This is a genomic window from Paraburkholderia sprentiae WSM5005 (assembly GCF_001865575.2).
Lineage (GTDB): Bacteria > Pseudomonadota > Gammaproteobacteria > Burkholderiales > Burkholderiaceae > Paraburkholderia > Paraburkholderia sprentiae.
In genome coordinates this window covers 2,172,528-2,193,080 of record NZ_CP017562.2, presented here as the reverse complement: position 1 = coordinate 2,193,080, position 20,553 = coordinate 2,172,528, and the positions used below count along the sequence as shown (strand labels likewise).

Sequence of the window (20,553 nt, the reverse complement as noted above, 5' to 3'; positions counted from 1 at the left end):
GTGGCCGCGTCAGGTTAGGCATTCGACGGGCAACAGCCGTCCGCCGCGGCAGCAGCGGCACGCCTCGTCGTCGCTGATCGCGGCATGGGCGAAGTTGCTCGCGAGATTGGCATCGCTATACGCGCGCAACGTCTTCTCGATGCCACGATCGTACTGCGGCGCGACGAAGTGGATGCCACCCGTCGGCGTCGCGACCAGCGTGCCGTCGCGCGCAACCAGTTCGCCGTCCTTGAACACATAGGCCGGCGACGTGAACATCCGCTCGCGGTCCGGCTGGTCGCGATAGACGGCGATATCCGCCGCCGCGCCCGCGCCGAGATGGCCGCGATCGTGTAGGCCGAGCAGCCGCGCGGGACCGGCGCGCGTGATGATCGCAATCTCGTACAGTGAGAATTCGCGCTTGAGCTCCGGCAGCGCACTGGCGACCTGCGCTTCGGGATGCAGCTTCGCAAGCTGCTCATCGCGAAACGGCTTGTCCATCAGCAGGCGAATCAGATGCGGATAGCTGGTGAACGGGCCGCCGTTCGGATGGTCGGTGGTCATCGCGACGCGCCACGGGTCGTCGACGAGCAGAAAAATCTCGAGCCCGATGATCCATTGCAGCGCGTTCACATAGCTCTGTTCGCGGTAGCGAAACGGTAGAACGCCGCAGCCCGCATCGCACTCGATATCGCCGACGACCCACTTGTGCGGCCTTGCGAGCGGCGCATTGCGGAACTGCATCATCGTGTCACCCGAGGCCGTGACGGTCTGCCCGAAGATGATCTGGCCGACGTCGATCGATACGTTCGGGCGTGCGTTCACGGCCTCGGCAATCTGCCGCGCGCCCGACGAAAACTTGCGTGAACCGTCGGTGCCATAGCTGTGAAACTGGATATGCGTCAGATGAATCGGCAGGCCGTCGGCGGCGTCCATCGTCGCGATCGTCGAAACGAGGTTGCCGGGCACGCCGAGATTGCTGGTGTGCACATGCAGCGGATGCGGCACGCGCAGCTCGGTCAGCGCGCGCGTCAGCGTGCGCAGCACGTCGCGCGGCGTGATGCCGTAGTGCGCGTGCGGCTCGTCGACGTCGAGCGAGCGCTGATTGAACTTGAACGCCGAGATGCCGCCGGGGTTCACCACCTTGACGCCGAGCGCCTTGCTCGCGTCGATCGTCCAGCCGACGTAATCGCGCAGACGTTCGAAGTCGTCGCGCGCGGCCAGCATGCGCAGGAACAGTTCGTCGTTGCCGAGCATCACGTACGCGCCGTGATCGATGATCGGCGTGTCACCCATCTCGAGGTGCGTGTGGCGTGCGTTGGACGGCATCATCGCCGGCTCGAACGCGGCCGTGTAGCCCATTTCGGCGTAGCGGTAGCCGGTCGCGAGCGTGCCCGGCGTGCACACGCCGCACGACGGCAGACGCAGATAGCGGCCGTTGTCATCGCGCACCGCTTCGTAGGCGGCCTCGCGCGGCGCATCGGCGCGATGGTCCTCGGGCAGCAGCAGGCGCGACAGATTGGTCTTGCCGCCACCGATATGCGAATGCAGGTCGATGCCGCCGGCCATCACGATCATGCCGGTCGCGTCGTATTCGCGATCGGCGGGCGTGGTCGGCGGTACGTCGACGATGCGGCCGTCGCGGAACGTCAGGTCGCGGCGCTCACCGTCGACGTGGTTAGCCGGGTCGAACAGCGTGCCGCCCTTGAGCCGGACGAGCGTCATGGCTGATCCTCGCGCGGACTGAATCGTTCGCTCAGTCGCCCGCTCAACTGCGCGGCAATCGACGCCACCGACTCCAACGCAACACCGCGCGCGGCGGTGAGCGGCATCACGACCGTACCGTCGACGCGAAACAGATGCCCGCCGCTGTCGATGCCCGGGGTCGCGACCGGCACGAACACGGTGTTCGCGCCGCGCGCTCTCGCGGCATCCGCGAGCGCCGGATGGCCGAGCACGATCAACGGAAGCGCGGGATCGAGCGACGCGGGCCATGGCTGCGGAGCGAAGCTCGCGATCCACAACAGCGCATCCACTTCGCGTTCGGCGAGCAGCCGCGCCGTGCGATAGCGGTACGGATCGTGATCGAGCGGCGCGCTGCCCGTGACCCGCGCCGGCATCGACACGCGCGTGCGCAGCGGCAAGCCGGACAGCCACGTGACCGTCTGATTGACCGTCAACGCGCCGTCGTCGCCGCCGAGCGCGAGACACGCGGCGCGCGTCGTGCGATTCACGGCCTTCACGATCCGGTTCAGCGCTTCGGTCAACAGCGCCGCGTGCGGCGCGGGCAGTGCGGCCGGTTCGTAGACGATCACCGTGTAGCGCGCGCCGGCGATGCGTGCGTGCAACGACGCGAGCGCGTCACCGCCGTTGCCGGCGCCTTCGCGCAGCGCCGCCGCGTCGCGTCCTTCGGCGAGCGCCGACCATAGCGCGAGCGTGTCGTACGCATCAGCGTCGCGCAGCAGCGTGTCGATGCGCGTTTGCGCGAAGCCGGCCGCGGCCGGGTCCGCCTCGCAGCCGACGAACACCAGCTCGCGCGCGAGTTCGCTGCCCGCTAGCGCGCGCGTGAAAAAGCGCGGGTAGCGCCGCGACGGCTGACAGCCGAAAAACACGAGCAGGTCCGCGCGCGCGCGCACTTCGGACAGTGTCGTGAAGAACGAGCCGCGGTCCTGCAATGCGAGCGTGGCGGGCGTCAGCGCATCGCCGTGCAGATGATCGAGGATCGCGCCGCAGGCCGCAGCGAGCGGATACAGCGCGCGGGTGCCGGCGACGTCGGTGGCGAGGCCGCCGAACAGCGGGCGGCGCGCGTTCGTGAGCCACTGCGCGGCGCGCGCCAGCGCCGCATCCCTGTCCGCTTCGTTGCCGTCGACGCTGCAACCGCAGCGCGCGTCCCGCGCGCCGTAGTGGGTGAGCGCGTGAGCGAGCCGCGAACATTCGGTGTCCCGCACGTCGAGCGTGCCGTCGTCGTGGCAAGCGGCGACCAGGTCGTCGCATAGCAAAGGGCAGAACGGACAGATCCAGTCGCGTGTGAGCGCCGCGGCGCGCGTGGCGCTCGGGCCGGGGGGCGACGTATCGAGGGAGGGGCTATGCATGGGGCAGGTTTAGCAAGCTCCGTGCCGAAAGTTTCGACGAGGGCTCGCGAACGAGCGCCATGCCGAAGCGGACCGCGCGTACGGTCGTGCCGCTTTACATTCAGTGGATCAACATGCGCGAGGTAGCTGCGGCAACCGTGCCTGATCGCGTGTCGGCGTTCCGGTTCAAAGGCACGCTGCGCCATACAACGTGTGTGCCGTTCTGGAGCAGAGTGTCACGCGCGAACTGTCCAGCTTGTGTTCCGTTTACATAAAGCGCCGCTGGATCGTATGGCATGGAAATTGTGTGCAAGGCCTACGCGCAATCGGAATGCGCGCAGTCGATCTTTTGATCGTGCAGCGCCGATGCCACCAGCCACGCGCTCGCGCCGGTACCGGCCGCGGCGGCCAGATCGTCGCGATTGCGGATGCCGCCCGCGCCGATCAGCGTGGTGTGGGCGGCGGCTTGCGCGCGCAGGCGCTCGAAGGTCGCGAGATCGGGGCCGGCGTAGCTGCCGACCTGATCGAGCGTCATCGCGATTACGCGCGACGGCCACCAGGCCGAAGAGCGGTCGAGCGCGGTCGCGGCGAGCAGTTCGCCCGCGCGATGATCGAGCGACAGGATCGGCGCGAGACCGGCGTGCTGTGCAGCATGCAGCGCATGGATGTCGTGCAGCGTCTCCGAGCCGAAAACCGGCACGAGGGTCGCGAGGTGGGAACCGGCAGCATGGCTGCCGTGCTGGTCGTGGCGCTCGGTGACAGCGTCGTCGATGCGCTGGAACAGCGCACGCATCGACGGGTAGTCGGCGAAACCGGCGTCGAGCCACAGCTCGATGCCGGGCAGGGCGGCGCGCAACGCGGCGAGTGTCGACGCATGCGCGCCGCGCTGCAGGATCGCGCCGAGATCGGCGATATAGAGCGTGCGTGCGCCGCTGACTTCGAGCAGCGCGCGCGCGATGACAAGTGGGTCGCTCGTCGCGGCGAGGCGGGACCGGATCGGCCGATAGGCGTTCCGCTCGCCGCGCACCGCGCGCACGACATGGCCGTCGAGCAGATCGAGAACAGGTATCACCAGCATAAGGGCGCTTTCCTTTGACCAAGATCTTTGTCTATGAGTATCTCACCGGCGGCGGCATCGACCCCGAGTTCGCCGACCCTGGCAGTCTTGCCGATTTGAGCGCGCTGATTGTCGAAGGACGCGTGATGCGCGACGCGCTGGTGGCCGCTCTGCGTGAACTCGACGGCGTGCACGTGAGCTTCGCGACCTCACGCTTCGAAACGCTAGCGGCGGGCGGCGCTCATTGTATGGCCGCGCCCGGCGAATCGATGACGGCATTCGTCGCGCGCGCGGCGCGCGAGCACGATTACGCGTGGGTCGTCGCGCCGGAATGCGACGGGCTGCTGCTGCGCTTTCACGATGCGGTCGGCACCGTGCGCTGGCTCGGCTGCACGAAGGAAGCGATCCGCGTCGCGTCGAGCAAGAGCGCGAGCGCGGCGTGTTTTGCCGCGCATGGCATTGCGACGACGCCGGCGCTCGAACCGGGCGACACGGCGGCGCGGCACGCAGACCGCTGGGTCGTCAAACCGGACGACGGCGCGGGCGGCCTGGACACGGTCGTGTACGAGAGTTTCGCCGATGCCTGCGCCGAATACGACGCGCGCGCGGCCGCGGCGCGCAATCCGGTGCTGCAGGCGTGGGTCGAGGGCGAGCCGTTGAGCCTGTCGCTGATCTGCCACGGCGACGCTGCCGAGCTCGTCAGCATCAACCGTCAGCAGATCGGCCTGAGCGGCGGCGCGTCGGGCGACGCCGCGCGGATCGTCGAGTTCGACGGCGTGCTGGTCGATCAGATCGATCGTCGCAGCGACATGGGTCGCACGCTCGACACGCTCGCGCAACGCGTCGCGCGAGCCATACCGGGACTGTGCGGCTTCGTCGGCATCGACGTCGTGTGGCATCCGCAACGCGGGCCAGTCGTGATCGAAGTGAATCCGCGTTTGACGGTCGCTTTCGCGGGGCTGTCGGCGGCGCGCGGGAGCGCACTGACACGCGCGCTGCTGAGCGCGCACGGCGTGCGCATTGAGCGCAGCGGCGCGCCGCGCGTGAATGCGCCGGCGCTCGAGGTGCGCTCTTGAGCCCCGCCCGCTCGAACCCGGCGGCGCGGTTCGGCTGGGACGTCGGCGGCGCGCACGTGAAGGTGTCGCTCGTCGACGGCGGCGGCACCGTGCTCGACGTCGCGCAATGGCCGTGTCCGCTATGGCAGGGACTCGACCATCTGCATCGCACGATCGACCTCGTTTTCGAGCGCTGGCCGCAGGCTCGCACGGATGCCGCGCAGCATGCGGTGACGATGACCGGCGAGATGGTCGACCTGTTCGCGGATCGCGCCGAAGGCGTGCGCGCGATCGTCGCCGCGCTCGCGCAGCGGCTCGGTTCATCGCTGCATTTCTATGCCGGCGCCGCCGGCTGGCTCGCCGCCGCCGACTGCGCGGCCGGCTGGCGTCACGTCGCGTCGGCCAACTGGCTGGCAACCGCCAGCTGGGTCGCTACGGGCATGGCCAACGCGTTGCTGATCGACATCGGCAGCACCACCACCGACATCATTCCGATCGTCGACGGCCGCGTCGTCGCGCGCGCCGCGACGGATGCGGGCCGGCTCGCGACCGGCGAACTCGTCTACCACGGCGTCGTGCGCACGCCGTTGTGCGGCGTCGCGCATCGGGTCGAATTCGGCGGCGCCACGCTCAACGTGATGAACGAATGGTTTGCGACGACCGCCGACGTCTACCGGCTGACGGGCGAACTGGACCCGCTGCACGACGTGCAGCCGAGTGCCGACCAGGGGCCGAAAACGCAGGCGGCGAGCCGCGTGCGCCTCGCGCGGATGATCGGGCGTGACGCGCAGGACGCGTCGGAGCTCGAATGGCTGCACCTGGCGCGACGTTGGCGCGCGCTGCAGTTGCGCGAAATCGGCGCGAATCTGATGCGCGTGGTCGCCGCGCATCCGGCGCTCGCGACCGCGCCGCTGGTGAGCGCCGGCTGCGGCCGTTTCCTCGTCGCCGCCTTGGCGCGCGACGAAGCGCGCGGCTATATCGACTTCGGCGCGTTGGCGGGCGTGCCGGAAGCTTGCGCGGCGTGGGCGGCGACCTGCGCGCCGAGCGTGGCGGTCGCGCTGCTCGCGGCGCGCGAACAACCGGAAGCCCGACGGCAACGCACGCGTGGCTTCGCCGCGCGCGTCGCATGAGGAGACGGATGCGGCGCGCCCGCGCATGGGTAGCGCAAAGAGGCACAGTGGGGCCGAGAGGGCGAGCGGGACAAGTTCGGTGATGAACGAGGTTGCAAAACGACGCGACCCGGGCCGGGCACTCAACTGGACGTGAGGGCAACAGTCATGTGGGTGGTCAAGATCGGAGGCAGCCTGAGTCACGACCCGGCGCTGCGCCACTGGCTCAGCGAGCTATGCGAAGTCGGCGGCGGACGCGTGGTCATCGTGCCCGGCGGCGGCGATTTCGCGGACAAGGTGCGCCAGTACCAGGGCGAGTGGAACTTCGACGACCTGGCCGCGCATAACATGTGTCTGCTTGCGATGACGCAATACGCGCTGCTGATGCAGGGCGTCTCGCCCGAACTGGTGATCGCGTCGAGCGAGGCGAAGATTCGCCGCACGTTGCGCGACGGCCATGTGGCCGTGTGGGTGCCCACCGCGCTGATGCGCGACACGCCCGACGCGATGAGCAACTGGGACACGACCTCGGACAGCCTCGCCGCCTGGCTATCGACGATGCTCAACGCGGAGCGGCTCGTCGTCGTGAAATCCTGTCCGATCGCCGCCGACGATCCGCTCGAAACGCTGGCCGCGGCGGGGGTGGTCGACCGCAGGTTCGTCGACTACGTGAGCGATGCGAACTATGTGGTCGAGCTGCTCGACAAGAGCAACGTCGCGCTGATGCGCGACCGTTTGCTGAATATTCCGGTGATGTGAGCGACTGCTAGAGCCGCGTCGCGTTCGTCGTCGAGCCCGGCAACGGCGCGGCGCTATCGACGCGTGCCTCTGCGGCCGGCCGATGCAGCGCGCTCGCCCATTGCGCGACGCGCTCGGGGTCGAGCCGCGAGCGTCGCCCGTCGGCGCACAGCGCCGTGCGAAAACCGGCCACGTCGGGCGCCAGCGCGCGGATCTGCGGCAGTTGCGCCCAGCCGAGAGCGCCCGCGATGCCCGCCATCGCGCCGCGCTGGCGCGCGAGCCGCAACCAGCGCGCGAGCGTGTCGACGTCGACGTGATCGAACAGCGTGCCGCTGTCCTTGCTCGCGGTATCGAACATCAGGCCGGCAAAGCCGAGCGCCGCGGTGTGGCTGACCAGCTCGTCGTCCATGCCGCCGTCGCACAGCAGCACCGGTACGACGGTGGCCGGCAGATTCGCGAGCTGCTCGATGCAGCGGCGCGCGGCGGGTCCGCGCGCCACGCCGACCTTCACGTAGTCGACGCCGGCGTCGCTGACGTCGATCACGCGCGCGGCGATCTCGTCGAACGCATCGGCGGGCACGTCGCCGATCGCCGCGCTGATCGGCTTGACCGGGTAGCGCGCGCGCAGCTGCCGCGCGATGTTCGTGATGGCGCCGATCGGCAGGCCGCCGAGCGCGCCGTCGTTCGGCTCCTTGAGATCGATCAGCTCGGCGCCGGCGCGCGCGGCGTCGAATGCTTCGTCAGCCGAGCGAACGCTCGCGAGCAATGCGGTCATCGGGGTTCTCCGCGGGGGAAGGGGTTCAGTGATGGACCGAAGTAGCGGCCTGAGTCGCCGCGCCTTCGAGGCTCGCGCGATATCGCGCGACCGCGGCGACGAGCCAGCCCCATGCGGTGCGCTCGTTTTCGCCGGCGGTTTTGTCGATCGCGATCTGCAGATACGCCATTTCGCGATCTACCTTGTCGGCCGGCAGCATGAAGAGCCGGCTTACCAGAATCGCGCCTTCCACGACAGCCGACTGCGCGCGATTGAAGCCCGGGAACGGCGCGTGGTTTTCGCGGTACACGCATTTCATCACCAGCACCGGGCGCTCGGCGTCGTCGCGCAGTTCGTCGAGTTCCAGCTCGGCGTGCGCGAGCGATTCGGCGAGACGCACGCTCGCGACGTGGCTGGCGCGCATGGTCGGCCAATCGGTCGCGCAGTGCGTGACGCAGCCCGCGAAGACGCGCACGTCGGTGGTGAAATTCAGCACCGCCGCGCGCGTCGCGATGACGTTGTCGAGCGTGACCGACGGGCGGAAAGGCGCAAGGATGACGCGCTCACCCTCGTAGCGCACGCCCATCGGCGCGATATGAGGACGGCCATCGCACGCTGCCGTGGTGACGATCGTTTCGTGGATCATGGCTGGGAACGTGTGTCCCGACAGCGCCGAAAGGCCGGCCGTCAGCAGAGGTCGAACACAGATTGGAACCGCAAAGGGGCCGCGGCGTGCGGCCCGGTTGCGGGCTTAACGCGTAGCGACATACATCACGATTTCAAAACCGAGGCGTACGTCGGTATAGCTTGGAGTCGTCCATTGCATAGGTGCTTTCTCCATCGGTTGAAACTACGGTTGGAACAGCGTTGCGCCGCCGGCCGGCATGATGCCCGGTGTCGACGGCAACCGGCATGACGCAAGCTCCGTGCCCATGAGCGTGCCGGCCGGCCAGGCGGGCGTGCATACGACAGGCAATACAGCACCCGGCGAATTGCGCCGCGCCGTGGCGTCCGCGCGGGTTGCCCGATGCAAGCCGCCGCGCGGTGTGGCGAAAACGAAGCAAAGTGTTCCATCGCGATCCGCTGATTCGATTGCGCTGTCACATCATGCCCGCATCGCTCACCGATACATTCTGCTCTCATTCGCGTCGCATGGCTCGAAAAACAACCTCACGATGTGATAGCGATAACGGATCCGTTAAGTCTGCCAAATAAAATCGTGAATTCCCCTTGGGCGTGTCCGTGCCTACAGTGCAACTCAAGCGCTTGGTTCTTCCGGCAGCGCGCCTGCCATCTTCGAGGACACGTCATGAACGATTTCAGTCAACCGCCGATCCAGCCCGAACCTCATGCGCGCGATCCGCTCAATCCGCGCGAGCGGTACGCGGCAGGCGTGATGAAATACCGCGAGATGGGGTACTGGCAACCGGACTACGAACCGAAAGACACCGATGTGATCGCGCTCTTTCGCATCACGCCGCAACCCGGTGTCGAACCCGAGGAAGCGGCGGCCGCGGTGGCCGGCGAATCGTCGACCGCGACGTGGACGGTGGTGTGGACCGACCGGCTCACCGCCTGCGACATGTATCGCGCGAAGGCGTATCGCGTCGAGCCGGTGCCGGTTTCTCGCGCCGACGAACCGCAGTACTTCGCGTACATCGCTTATGAACTCGATCTGTTCGAAGAGGGCTCGGTCGCGAACCTGACCGCGTCGATCATCGGCAACGTGTTCGGCTTCAAGCCGCTGAAGGCGTTGCGGCTCGAAGACATGCGCATTCCCGTCGCGTATCTGAAGACCTTCCAGGGGCCGCCGACCGGCATCGTCGTCGAGCGCGAACGGCTCGACAAATATGGACGGCCGCTGCTCGGCGCCACGGTCAAGCCAAAGCTCGGTCTGTCAGGCAAGAACTATGGACGCGTGGTCTACGAAGGCCTGCGCGGCGGCCTCGATTTCCTGAAGGACGACGAGAACATCAACTCGCAGGCGTTCATGCATTGGCGCGACCGCTTCCTGTTCGCGATGGACGCGGTGAACCGCGCCCAGGCCGAAACCGGCGAGCTCAAAGGGCATTACCTTAACGTGACGGCCGGCACGATGGAGGACATGTACGAGCGCGCCGAATTCGCCAAGGAACTGGGTTCCTGCATCGTGATGATCGACCTCGTGATCGGCTGGACCGCGATCCAGTCGATGTCGCGCTGGGCTCGCAGGAACGACATGATCCTGCACCTGCATCGCGCGGGGCATGGCACGTACACGCGGCAACGCAACCACGGCATCTCGTTTCGCGTGATCGCCAAATGGCTGCGCATGGCGGGCGTCGACCACGCACATGCGGGTACCGCGGTCGGCAAGCTCGAAGGCGATCCGCTGTCGGTGCAGGGCTACTACAACGTGTGCCGCGACGCGCACAACACGGTCGATCTGTCGCGCGGCATTTTCTTCGATCAACCATGGGCCGGCTTGCGCAAGGTGATGCCGGTCGCCTCGGGCGGGATTCACGCGGGGCAGATGCATCAGCTGCTGGACCTGTTCGGCGACGACGCGATCCTGCAGTTCGGCGGCGGCACGATCGGCCATCCGGCCGGCATCCAGGCCGGCGCGACCGCGAACCGCGTCGCACTCGAAGCGATGGTGAAGGCGCGCAACGAGGGCCGCGACATTCTGCGCGAAGGGCCCGACGTGCTCGAAGCCGCCGCGCGCTGGTGCACGCCGCTCAAGCAGGCGCTCGATACATGGCGCGACGTGACTTTCAACTACGCATCGACCGATACGCCCGATTTCGCCGCCACGCCGACGGCGGCCTAGCCAAGCCGAGCTTTTCCCGCGAGCGCTCGCGAGCGCCTCCGCCACGCGGTGCAACGGCACCGCGTGGGGCACCGTTGACGCCGTTCTAACGCGACATCCATCCACGAGGTTCGTCATGCGTATCACTCAAGGAACGTTTTCTTTTTTGCCCGAGCTGACCGACGAAGAGATCGGCCTTCAGATCGATTACGCGCTGCGCCAGGGCTGGGCCTGTTCGGTCGAATTCACCGACGACCCGCATCCGCGCAACACCTACTGGGAAATGTGGGGTCTGCCGATGTTCGACCTGCACGACGCGGCCGGCGTATTGCAGGAGGTCAGGGCTTGCCGCGAGGCGCGGCCGCAGCACTACATCAAGGTCAACGCGTTCGACTCGGTGCGTACTTTCGAGACGATGCGCCTGTCGTTCATCGTCAACCGGCCGGACGTGGAGCCGGGCTTCCGCCTGTTGCGCCAGGACGCGCAGGGACGCACGCAGCGCTACAGCATGACGGGCTATGCGGGCGACCGGCCCGCGGGCGAGCGCTATGGCGCGGCGGGCTGATGCCTATAACAGGTCGCACGACCCCACCCGCAGCGAGGAGGAACCATGACAGACGCCGCCACCGTGGACGCACGCTTCGCGTCTACCGCGCACAGCGACGCCGCCGCGCCCCACATCGACCTCGCGGCGCTGTACCGCGACTCGGGCATCGGCGCCGTGCTCGGCGAACTCGATCGCGATCTGGTCGGGCTCGCGCCCGTGAAAACGCGCATTCGCGAAGTGGCCGCGCATCTGCTGGTCGAACGTGCGCGGGCTTCGCTGGGTCTCGCGGGCGGCGCGCCGACCTTGCACATGTGCTTCTCCGGCAATCCCGGCACCGGCAAGACGACGGTCGCGCTGCGCATGGCCGAAGTGCTGCACCGGCTCGGCTACATTCGCCGCAATCATCTGGTGTCGGTCACGCGCGACGATCTGGTCGGCCAGTACATTGGCCACACCGCGCCGAAAACGCGCGACGTGCTCAAGCGCGCGATGGGCGGCGTGCTGTTCATCGACGAAGCGTACTACCTGTATCGCCCGGAGAACGAGCGCGACTACGGGCAGGAAGCGATCGAAATCCTGTTGCAGACGATGGAGAACCAGCGCAGCGACCTGGTCGTGATTCTGGCCGGCTACGCAGCGCGGATGGAAGTGTTCTTCGAGAGCAATCCGGGTTTCCGGTCTCGCATCGCGCATCACATCACGTTCCCCGACTACGCGGAAACGGAGCTGCTCGAGATCGCCGAGCGGATGCTCGGCACCCTGCATTACCGCTTCGATGCGGCGTCGCGCCGCGCGTTCGGCGACTATCTGGCACGCCGCATCCGCCAGCCGAATTTCGCCAACGCACGCTCGGTACGCAATGCGCTCGACCGCGCGCGGCTGCGCCAGGCAAACCGCCTGTTCGCTGACGCATTGCAAGGCGGCGAGCCGATCGACGCCGCCACGCTGACGCTGATCGATGCCGCCGACGTGCGCGCGAGCCGCGTGTTCGACGAGCCGCAGCAGCCGTCGCCATCGCCTTGCACCGCGCGCGCCGTCCCGGCGCCGCCGGGCTGAATCACGACACCCTCGACGGAGAACGCCATGCAGGACGGACGCACGACACTTTCGAAGTTCCTGATCGACACCCTCGATCGACCGCCATGTCTGGACGACACGCGCGACCCCGCAGCACTCTGCGCGCTGCTGATCGACGTGGCGGCAGCCATCAAATCCGTGTCGGCGATGCTGACCAAAGGCGCGCTCGGCGGTCACTACGGTTCCGCGCAGACCTTCAACACGCACGGCGAGGAGCAGAAGAAGCTCGACGTCTCGACCAACGACATCTTCGTGCAGCAGTGCGAGTGGGACGGCTTGCTGGCGGCGATGGTCTCCGAGGAAATGGAGCACGTCTACGCGGTTCCGCCGGGCTATCCGCGCGGCGAATATCTGCTCGCGTTCGATCCTCTCGATGGCTCGTCGAATATCGACATCAACGGCGTGGTCGGCTCGATCTTCTCGGTGCTGCGCACGCGCGACCTCGCGGAGGATGCGACCAGCGAAGCGGCCTTCCTGCGGCCGGGCTGCGAGCAGGTCGCGGCCGGCTACGCCGTGTATGGACCGTCGACGATGCTGGTGCTGTCGGTCGGCAATGGCACGCATGGCTTCACGCTGGAGCGCGACATCGGCAACTTCGTGCTCACGCATTCGAACATCCGGATTCCGGAAGAAACGGGAGAGTTCGCGATCAACGCGTCGAACGAGCGCTTCTGGGAGCCGCCGGTGCGCCGCTACGTGCAGGAATGCAAGGACGGCCGCAGCGGCTGCCGCGAGCGCGACTTCAATATGCGCTGGATCGCGTCGATGGTCGCGGAAGTGCATCGCATCCTGATGCGCGGCGGCGTGTTCATGTACCCGCGCGATTCGAAAACGCCGGCGATGGAAGGGCGCCTGCGCCTGCTCTACGAAGCGAATCCGATGAGCTTTCTGGTCGAGCAGGCGGGCGGCCTCGCGATCACCGGCCGCGAGCGCATTCTCGATGTCGCGCCGCGCGCGCTGCATGGCCGCGTGCCGGTGATTCTCGGCTCGAGGAACGAGGTCGAGCGGATTGCGCGCTATCACGGCGAATACGACCGCGGCGAGGACAAGCCCTTCACGTCGCCGCTGTTCGGCACGCGCTCGCTGTTCCTGCCGGATTTCACGGCGTGATGAGCGACTGACCGCCGGTGCGCACAGCGCACGGCGCAGATAACACAGTCATCCGGAGACAAACGCATGTCAGTCAAACATCCGATCATCGCGGTGACCGGCTCGAGCGGAGCGGGCACCACCACCGTCATGAAGAGCTTCACGCATATCTTCAGACGCGAGCACATCAATGCGCAGATCGTCGAAGGCGATGCGTTCCATCGCTACGACCGCAACGGCATGCGTGCGGCGATGCAGGAGCGCGAACGCGACGGCGTGCCGAATTTCAGCCACTTCGGTCCGGAAGCGAATCTGCTCGAAGAGCTGGAAACGCTGTTCACGCGCTACGGCGAAAACGGCGGCGGTCAGCTTCGCCACTACGTGCACGACGCGGCCGAAGCGCAGCTGTACAAGCAGGACGGCGGCACCTTCACGCCGTGGCAGGACGTCGCGTCCAATACCGACCTGATGTTCTACGAGGGACTGCACGGCGCGGCAGTGACCGGCAAGGTCGACATCGCGCGGCATGCGGATCTGCTGATCGGCGTCGTGCCGATCATCAACCTCGAATGGATCCAGAAGCTGCACCGCGATCAGACGATGCGCGGCTACACGCACGAAGCGGTGGTCGACACGATCCTGCGGCGCATGCCCGACTACGTGAACTACATCTGCCCGCAGTTCTCGCGCACGCATGTGAACTTCCAGCGCGTGCCGACCGTGGACACATCCAACCCGTTTACCGCGCGAGAGATCCCGCAGCCGGACGAGAGCTTCGTCGTGATCCGCTTCGCGCGGCCGAAGGGCATCGACTTCCAGTATCTGCTGACGATGCTGCACGACTCGTTCATGTCGCGCCCGAACGTGATCGTCGTACCGGGCGGCAAGATGGGACTGGCGATGCAGCTGATCTTTACGCCGATGATCCTGCAACTGATCGACCGACGCTCGCGCGCCTGAGCGGTGGCCGACGCGCGGGGCATGCTCCCGATCGACGCGGTCCACGCCGCACAGTCGGGATATCCGGGCATGCCGCTCAAGAAGATTTCGTTTCATATCGAGGGAGCACGCAATGGCTTTCATCACCCTGAGGCAACTGCTGGATCACGCGGCCGAACACGACTACGCCGTGCCGGCGTTCAACGTCAACAACATGGAGCAGATCCAGGCGATCATGCGCGCGGCCGAGGCCACCGACAGCCCGGTGATCCTGCAGGCGTCGGCCGGTGCGCGCAAGTACGCCGGCGAGCCCTATTTGCGTCATCTGGTGCTCGCCGCGCTCGAGGCTCACCCGGATATTCCGCTCGTGCTGCATCAGGATCACGGCGCCAGTCCCGCGGTGTGTCACCAGGCGATCCGCTCGGGCTTTACATCGGTGATGATGGACGGCTCGCTGCTGCCCGATCAGAAGACGCCCGCCGCATACGACTACAACGTCGACGTGAGCCGGCGCGTGGTCGATGCCGCGCACGCGGTCGGCGTGTCGGTGGAGGGCGAACTGGGCTGTCTCGGCTCGCTCGAAACCGGCACCGCGGGCGAAGAGGACGGCGTCGGCGCGCAAGGCAAGCTGACGCGCGAGCATCTGCTGACCGATCCCGACGAAGCGCGGCGCTTCGTCGACGCGACCGGCGTCGACGCGCTCGCGATCGCGATCGGCACGTCGCACGGCGCGTACAAATTCAGCCGCGAGCCGACCGGCGATATTCTCGCGATCGACCGGATCGCCTCGATTCATGCGCGGGTTCCAAACACACATCTGGTGATGCACGGTTCGTCGTCGGTGCCGCAGGAATGGCTCGCGGTGATCCGCGAGTACGGCGGCGAGATTGCGACCACCTACGGCGTGCCCGTCGACGAAATCCGCCGCGGTATCGCGCAGGGCGTGCGCAAGGTCAACATCGACACCGACATCCGTCTCGCGATGAGCGGCGCGATGCGCAAGTCGCTCGCCCATGCCCGCTCGGAGTTCGATCCACGCGCGGCATTGAAGGCTGCGACCGCGGCGGCGAGCGCGATCTGCGTCGAGCGTTTCGAGGCGTTCGGTTGCGCGGGGCAGGCGGCGCGCATCAAGCCGCTGCCGCTCGACACGATGGCGAGCCGCTATCACTAACGCCACAGGTATGGAGAACGCGATGCGCGAATTTCTGATTGCTCCGTCGCTGCTGTCGGCGGATTTTGCCCGGCTCGCCGACGAGATTCGCGACGTGACGGTGGCCGGCGCGGACTGGATTCATCTGGACGTGATGGACAACCACTACGTGCCTAACCTGACGGTCGGGCCGCTGGTCTGCTCGGCGATCCGGCCATACACGTCACTGCCGTTCGACGTACATCTGATGACCACGCCGGTCGATCCACTGGTGTCGGCGTTTGCCGAGGCCGGCGCGAATCTGATCACTTTTCATCCGGAGGCGACGCTGCACGCGCATCGGACTATCGAGCTGATCCGCTCGCACGGTGCGCGCGCGGGACTCGCGCTGAATCCGGCGACGCCGCTCACGGTGCTCGATCACGTGCTGGAGATGCTCGATGTCGTGCTGGTGATGTCGGTGAATCCGGGCTTCGGCGGCCAGGCGTTCATTCCTGAAACGCTCGACAAGCTGCGGCTGCTGCGCGAGCGCGTCGACACGACGATGCAGCGCACCGGGCGGACCTTGCTGATCGAAGTGGACGGCGGCGTGAAGGCGTCGAACATCGCGCGGGTCGCCACCGCGGGCGCCGATGTGTTCGTCGCTGGATCGGCCGTGTTCGGCGCGGGCGATCGCGCGCAGGCAATTCGCGGCATGCGCGGCGAACTGGCTACCGTCGACGAATACGCGGGTGCGGCCGCGATGCAGTGACGGCGCTGCGTTCTCAGCGCTTCTTCATCGTCTCGCCCGGCGCGCACCATGCGCTCAAATCTTCTTCAGGCCGGTCGACCGCGCAGCCCCAGTCGAGCGACTGGTCCTGATCGAAGCGCTTACCGAGCCGCCATGCAATCTCGGCGCGCGCAAGCTGCACGCCCATATAGAACGCGTGGCCGCCGTCGGTCTCGAGGTTCAGCTGCGGGTAGAACGCGAACGGATCGTCGCCGCGCCGGTGGCCGTCGCGGTTGTACACGTGAATGCCGTCGGCGCTGATCTGCACACGAAAATTCGGATCACGCACGCTGCGCGCCAGTTCGTCGATCTCTTGCGCGCTGTACGGAAACGGGCGTTTCGCGTGGACGGTCGCGAGTTCGGTGCTGATGCCCTTCGGCAGCACCTGTGCCGCGCGCGCCGCATGCATCACGCGGCGCGCGACATCGGCTTCGCGCAGCGCGCGCCGCGCATGCAGACTCACCGACGTCGTGAGCACCGCGCTGACGTGCAGTTCGGCCGCCATGCCGAGCAGCACCGCGTTGATGCCGCTCGTGTCAGCCTCGGTCAGCTCGGTCACGTTGCCGATGCCCATCATGATCGCGATGTCGGGATAGCGCTCCCGCAAGCGGACGTAGCGCGCAATCGACGCGGCCAGCCCGAACGGAATCGGATCGAGAATAGGATCGGCGAGAAACGCCCGGCCGCGCGCGCGAAGCGCGTCGATCGCGGCGTCGAGCGAGGCCGGATCAGCGGGTTCGCGCGCGACGAGGATCGGCGTCGACGGCACTTCGTCGGCGATCCACAGCGTGTCGAGGTTCAGGCTCATCAGATAGTCGGCGCCCGCGCGGCCGCCGCGCAGCAGTTCGTCGTCGCGCATGGAATCGACGCTCACCCGATACCCTTCGGCCTTCAGCCGCCGCACCGCGTCTTCGAGATGCGCAAACGGCGTATCCGGCAGACAGCCGATGTCGATGACGTCCGCGCCCTGGGCCGCATACTCGCGCGCGCGGGCGGCGATGCCGTCGAGGTCGAGCCGCGGCGCATCGACGATCTCGGCGAAAATCTCGGTGTCGTAGCGACGCAGATCGAACGGCTGCGCCTTGCGGCCGAAAAACTGCGGCAAGTCCTTGACTTCCTCGGGACCGCGTTCGAACGGCACGCCGTAGTGCGCGCTCAGCGCGTCGAGATCGCCGCGGCAGCGGCCCGGCACGATCACGCGCTGCGCGGCGAGCGGCGCGCTCACGCGGCGCTGGATCATCTCGGCGGTCATCAATGCGGCGACCTGCAAGCCGATCTCGCGCACCTCCCAACTGAACGGCGTCGGCGCCATGCCGTCGAGCACGCGCCGCAGGCTCGGTTCGGCAAGCCGGCCGGTCAGGAAGAGGAGGTGGTCCATGCGAGATCGAGCGTCGCGAGGCGTTGGGCGAGGGCGGCTTCGAGTTCGTCGAGCGAGCGCACGAGCGTCGTGTATTCGAAGCGCGCCAGACGCTCGACATTGTCGAGCTCGATCGCGCGTGGCCGCAGTTCGACCCACTCGTCCGGGCTATGCGTGATCACGCTCGGTTCGGTGTCGCATGCAAAGACGATGCCGGCGATGCATTGCTTGCCGGCCTGCGCGTACATATTGGTCGGCAGCGTATCGGAGATGCCGCAAGCGCATTTGGCGACCGTGTTGCTGGTGGCGGGCGCGATCACGACCGTGTGATAGATGCCGTGATACAGCATGCCGACCGGCACGCCGCTCGCGCTGTTGTCGCGCAGCACGCGGAAATGTTCGCGCAGCTTGTCGAGCGGCCAGCCGTAGAGCGGCAGCACTTCCTCGGCCGCCGCGGAGAGAAACAGATCGACGCGCGGCAAGCGCCGCGCGAGCGCGATCGATTCCTCGAGCATGTGTCCGGAGCCGGTCACGCACCACGCGAAGCGCGCGTCCGGTTTGAACTCGGCGAGATCGCGGGCGCCCTTGCGGGCCGGCTCGCTGGCGGACCCGGGGGACCGGGGGGACGACTCGGTCATGCGTCGAGATCGAGCGGCATGCCGTCGGGCGGCGAGCCTTCGTGCGACAGCCGGATATGCAGCCGGCGCATCTTGCGGTACAGCGTGTTGCGGCTGATGCCGAGCGCCTTGGCGACGTTGCTGACGTTCCAGCGATGCTCGTCGAGCAGCGACAGCACCGTTTCGCGCTCGTTCAGCTGGATCGCGTTCAGCGACGAGATGTCGGCCTCGTCGGCGAGCTGCCCGTCCATGTCCGCGTTCGCAAGGCGCAACGCGGTGGGCAGGTCGAGCACCGACGCGCGTTGCGTGACCTCGGGCGGCAGATGCTCGCAACGGATCGGCTCACCGTCTGACAGTGCGACCGCCATTTGCAACACATGACGCAGTTGACGGATGTTGCCGGGCCACGCGTAGGTCAGCAGCGCGTGTTCGGCTTCCGGCGTCAGGTCGGGCGGATCGTCGGTTTCGTTCGCGAGCAGATGATGGATCAGCGGGAGTTTGTCGACGCGCTCGCGCAGCGCCGGCAGATTCAGTTCGACCCCCTTGAGCCGGTAGTACAGATCCTCGCGAAACTGGCCGGTCTGCACGAGTTCGAGCAGATTGCGGTGGCTCGCGCTGATCAGCTGGAAATTGACCTTGACGGTGGTTTCGGCGCCGAGCGGCGTGACCTCGTGTTCCTCGATCACGCGCAGCAGACGCGCCTGTAGCACGAGCGGCATGTCGCCGATCTCGTCGAGAAACAGCGTGCCGCCATTGGCCTGCACGATTTTGCCGCGCCGCCCTTCGCGCTGCGCGCCGGTGAATGCGCCCGCGCGATAGCCGAACAGTTCGCTCTCGATCAGATTCTCCGGCAGCGACGCGCAGTTGACCGGCACGAACGGACCGTCGGCGTGCGGGCTGATGCTATGCAGCGCCTGCGCGAACACTTCCTTGCCGGTGCCGGTCTGGCCGCGCAGCACGATCGGAATCTTGCGCTGGATCACGCGCGCGGCCAACTGGATCTGCGAGGCCATGCGCGGGTCGCCGAATTCGAGGTGAGCGATTTCGTCGAGCTTCGGCGCGGGCGCGCGCTTTTCGTGTTTTTCCGGTGCGCTGCTGCGCACCGCGGAGTCGGAGACGAGCACGCGCGTCATGCGCCCGCTGGCGTTTTGCGGCGTCTGCGCGACGAGGAAAAAGCGGTTGGTCGCGTTCGCGCTGTAGACGGTGACCGGATGGAACGAACCGCGAATGCTGCGCGCGATCATGTCTTCGAGCGACGCATTGAACGCTTCCTCGATGCGCCGGCCGCGCAGTTCGGCGAGCGAGCGGAAGCCGAGCTGGAACAGCGCGCTGCGATTCGCGGCGAGCACGGTGCTGTCGTCGCCGACGGCGAGCTTGCCGCCGTGCAGCGTGCCGACGAATTCCGGGCGGCTGTGGAAATGGATCATATTGGCGTGCCGGTAGCGCGCATCGAGCAGACGGTTCTCGATCATCTGCCGCGACATGCCGACGAGCACCAGCGAGTGCTGCTGCAGCAGCTTCGAGCGGCTCGTGACGTCGAGCACGCCGGCGATTTCACCGCCGTCGTCGAAGATCGGCGCGGCCGAGCACGTGAGCGACGTATAGCGCGGATAGAAGTGCTCGTGCTGACAGACCGCGATGCAGTCGCGCTCCGCGAGACAGGTGCCCATGCCGTTGGTGCCGGCTTCGCGTTCACTCCACAGCGCGCCGACGCGAAAGCCGTCGCCGGCGACCGCCTCGGCGAACGGCACGGACGACACCTGATGCACGATCACGCCGCCCGAATCGACGAGCACGACCGCGAGTTCGGGGTCGGCCAGTTGCTGATAGAGCGTCGTCATCTCGAGCTTCGAACACGCGATCAGATCGCCGAGCGCCTCGCGGCGGGCGCTGAGCTCGTACTCGGTGAGCACCGGTGGCGGTACGAAACGGGCGGGGTCCAGCTGGAATTCGTTGATGCAGCGCGTCCACGATTGAGCGACGGATTCGCTTGTCGGTCGGGTGGTCAACTGGTGGTTGACGACGTTTAGAACTTCCCGGACGTGCGTATTGCTATCAGCAAGCAACGACATGGGATCTGTCTCCGTTGCGTCATTTCGCACGCGTGAGTGCTTCGCACGCCGCGAATGCCGCTTTATCAAGCCTGTGTGTCTTCGGTGCGGCGAAATCTCGGTTCGCTTGCGCGCTCGCGACCGGCCCTGCTACCAGGCGGGTATTTAAAACTGTACGCCCGATACAACATCGGTTCAACAGAAAGTCACATTGGGTTTACCTCACTGTGCCCGGAATTTGCTTTTCTCGCTGCGTGACCGCCTGAGTGACCGCGTTATCCGGTTTGCACGTTGCATGCCTGTCGCAGCTTCGACACAGAGTGTGTCGCGCGCCGTTCAGTTCTACTGTTCTACTGTCCCGTTCTTCATCACAAGCTGTTCAATCATGGGCCGCGCCGCGGCGGAG

The 20,553-nt window shown here is 66.9% G+C and carries 19 protein-coding genes; 10 read left to right on the top strand and 9 right to left on the bottom strand.

What is annotated here, in order from left to right; translation table 11 throughout:
* Window positions 1-9: 9 nt before the first annotated feature.
* From BJG93_RS26695 to BJG93_RS26685, 3 genes are all read right to left on the bottom strand, one after another.
* On the bottom strand, window positions 10-1,704 hold the full coding sequence (locus BJG93_RS26695) for a formylmethanofuran dehydrogenase subunit A (RefSeq protein WP_027195088.1): 1,695 nt from the start codon (window positions 1,702-1,704) through the stop codon (window positions 10-12).
* A complete protein-coding gene (locus BJG93_RS26690) occupies window positions 1,701-3,071 on the bottom strand; it encodes a molybdopterin-binding domain-containing protein (RefSeq protein WP_027195087.1) in 1,371 nt (456 codons plus the stop codon). Before BJG93_RS26690 ends, BJG93_RS26695 begins: the two co-directional genes overlap by 4 nt.
* Window positions 3,072-3,366: 295 nt before the next feature.
* Entirely contained in the window at window positions 3,367-4,128 is a 762-nt protein-coding gene (locus tag BJG93_RS26685) for a HisA/HisF-related TIM barrel protein (protein ID WP_027195086.1), read from the bottom strand.
* 14 nt (window positions 4,129-4,142) lie between these two features.
* On the opposite strand from BJG93_RS26685, the gene BJG93_RS26680 reads away from it, so the two are divergent.
* The 3 genes from BJG93_RS26680 to BJG93_RS26670 all read left to right on the top strand — a co-directional run bounded on the left by BJG93_RS26680 (window position 4,143) and on the right by BJG93_RS26670 (window position 7,030).
* Entirely contained in the window at window positions 4,143-5,183 is a 1,041-nt protein-coding gene (locus BJG93_RS26680) for an ATP-grasp domain-containing protein (protein WP_027195085.1), read from the top strand.
* Window positions 5,180-6,292 carry a hydantoinase/oxoprolinase family protein gene (locus tag BJG93_RS26675; protein ID WP_027195084.1) on the top strand — a complete coding sequence of 371 codons (1,113 nt, stop codon included), beginning with the start codon at window positions 5,180-5,182 and terminating at the stop codon, window positions 6,290-6,292. Before BJG93_RS26680 ends, BJG93_RS26675 begins: the two co-directional genes overlap by 4 nt.
* A 147-nt stretch (window positions 6,293-6,439) precedes the next feature.
* Complete coding sequence (locus BJG93_RS26670) at window positions 6,440-7,030, top strand: amino acid kinase family protein (RefSeq protein WP_027195083.1); 591 nt, start codon at window positions 6,440-6,442, stop codon at window positions 7,028-7,030.
* 7 nt (window positions 7,031-7,037) lie between these two features.
* Here the strand turns inward: BJG93_RS26670 and BJG93_RS26665 are convergent, their stop codons facing one another.
* The 3 genes from BJG93_RS26665 to pqqA all read right to left on the bottom strand — a co-directional run bounded on the left by BJG93_RS26665 (window position 7,038) and on the right by pqqA (window position 8,589).
* Window positions 7,038-7,784: a (5-formylfuran-3-yl)methyl phosphate synthase gene (locus tag BJG93_RS26665; RefSeq protein WP_027195082.1), complete on the bottom strand. Its 747-nt coding sequence runs from the start codon at window positions 7,782-7,784 to the stop codon at window positions 7,038-7,040.
* Between the two features lie 25 nt (window positions 7,785-7,809).
* A complete protein-coding gene (locus tag BJG93_RS26660; protein ID WP_027195081.1) occupies window positions 7,810-8,409 on the bottom strand; it encodes a DUF447 domain-containing protein in 600 nt (199 codons plus the stop codon).
* Between the two features lie 105 nt (window positions 8,410-8,514).
* Window positions 8,515-8,589, bottom strand: a complete 75-nt coding sequence (pqqA, locus tag BJG93_RS26655; RefSeq protein WP_113062024.1) for a pyrroloquinoline quinone precursor peptide PqqA — start codon at window positions 8,587-8,589, stop codon at window positions 8,515-8,517.
* Between the two features lie 483 nt (window positions 8,590-9,072).
* Here pqqA and BJG93_RS26650 point away from each other — a divergent pair, with 483 nt between their 5' ends.
* From BJG93_RS26650 to rpe, 7 genes are all read left to right on the top strand, one after another.
* Window positions 9,073-10,572, top strand: a complete 1,500-nt coding sequence (locus BJG93_RS26650; protein ID WP_027195079.1) for a form I ribulose bisphosphate carboxylase large subunit — start codon at window positions 9,073-9,075, stop codon at window positions 10,570-10,572.
* 115 nt (window positions 10,573-10,687) lie between these two features.
* On the top strand, window positions 10,688-11,116 hold the full coding sequence (locus tag BJG93_RS26645) for a ribulose bisphosphate carboxylase small subunit (RefSeq protein ID WP_027195078.1): 429 nt from the start codon (window positions 10,688-10,690) through the stop codon (window positions 11,114-11,116).
* 45 nt (window positions 11,117-11,161) lie between these two features.
* On the top strand, window positions 11,162-12,154 hold the full coding sequence (cbbX, locus tag BJG93_RS26640; RefSeq protein ID WP_027195077.1) for a CbbX protein: 993 nt from the start codon (window positions 11,162-11,164) through the stop codon (window positions 12,152-12,154).
* Between the two features lie 27 nt (window positions 12,155-12,181).
* Window positions 12,182-13,285: a class 1 fructose-bisphosphatase gene (locus tag BJG93_RS26635; protein ID WP_027195076.1), complete on the top strand. Its 1,104-nt coding sequence runs from the start codon at window positions 12,182-12,184 to the stop codon at window positions 13,283-13,285.
* A 66-nt stretch (window positions 13,286-13,351) separates the two neighbouring features.
* Complete coding sequence (locus BJG93_RS26630; RefSeq protein WP_027195075.1) at window positions 13,352-14,224, top strand: phosphoribulokinase; 873 nt, start codon at window positions 13,352-13,354, stop codon at window positions 14,222-14,224.
* A 112-nt stretch (window positions 14,225-14,336) separates the two neighbouring features.
* Window positions 14,337-15,374 (top strand): class II fructose-bisphosphate aldolase, encoded by a 1,038-nt coding sequence (gene fba, locus BJG93_RS26625; RefSeq protein WP_027195074.1) that lies wholly within the window; start codon window positions 14,337-14,339, stop codon window positions 15,372-15,374.
* A gap of 22 nt (window positions 15,375-15,396) precedes the next feature.
* Window positions 15,397-16,104, top strand: coding sequence for a ribulose-phosphate 3-epimerase (gene rpe / locus BJG93_RS26620; protein WP_027195073.1), 708 nt, complete (start codon window positions 15,397-15,399; stop codon window positions 16,102-16,104).
* 13 nt (window positions 16,105-16,117) lie between these two features.
* On the opposite strand, the gene BJG93_RS26615 is transcribed toward rpe, so the two are convergent.
* From BJG93_RS26615 to BJG93_RS26605, 3 genes are read right to left on the bottom strand one after another with little or no spacing between them, the layout of a single operon-like run.
* On the bottom strand, window positions 16,118-17,500 hold the full coding sequence (locus BJG93_RS26615) for a DUF6513 domain-containing protein (RefSeq protein WP_027195072.1): 1,383 nt from the start codon (window positions 17,498-17,500) through the stop codon (window positions 16,118-16,120).
* Window positions 17,479-18,117, bottom strand: coding sequence for a flavoprotein (locus BJG93_RS26610; protein WP_027195071.1), 639 nt, complete (start codon window positions 18,115-18,117; stop codon window positions 17,479-17,481). Before BJG93_RS26610 ends, BJG93_RS26615 begins: the two co-directional genes overlap by 22 nt.
* Entirely contained in the window at window positions 18,114-20,168 is a 2,055-nt protein-coding gene (locus BJG93_RS26605; protein WP_027195070.1) for a sigma-54-dependent Fis family transcriptional regulator, read from the bottom strand. The genes BJG93_RS26610 and BJG93_RS26605 overlap by 4 nt, the downstream gene beginning before the upstream one ends.
* Between the last annotated feature and the right edge of the window lie 385 nt (window positions 20,169-20,553).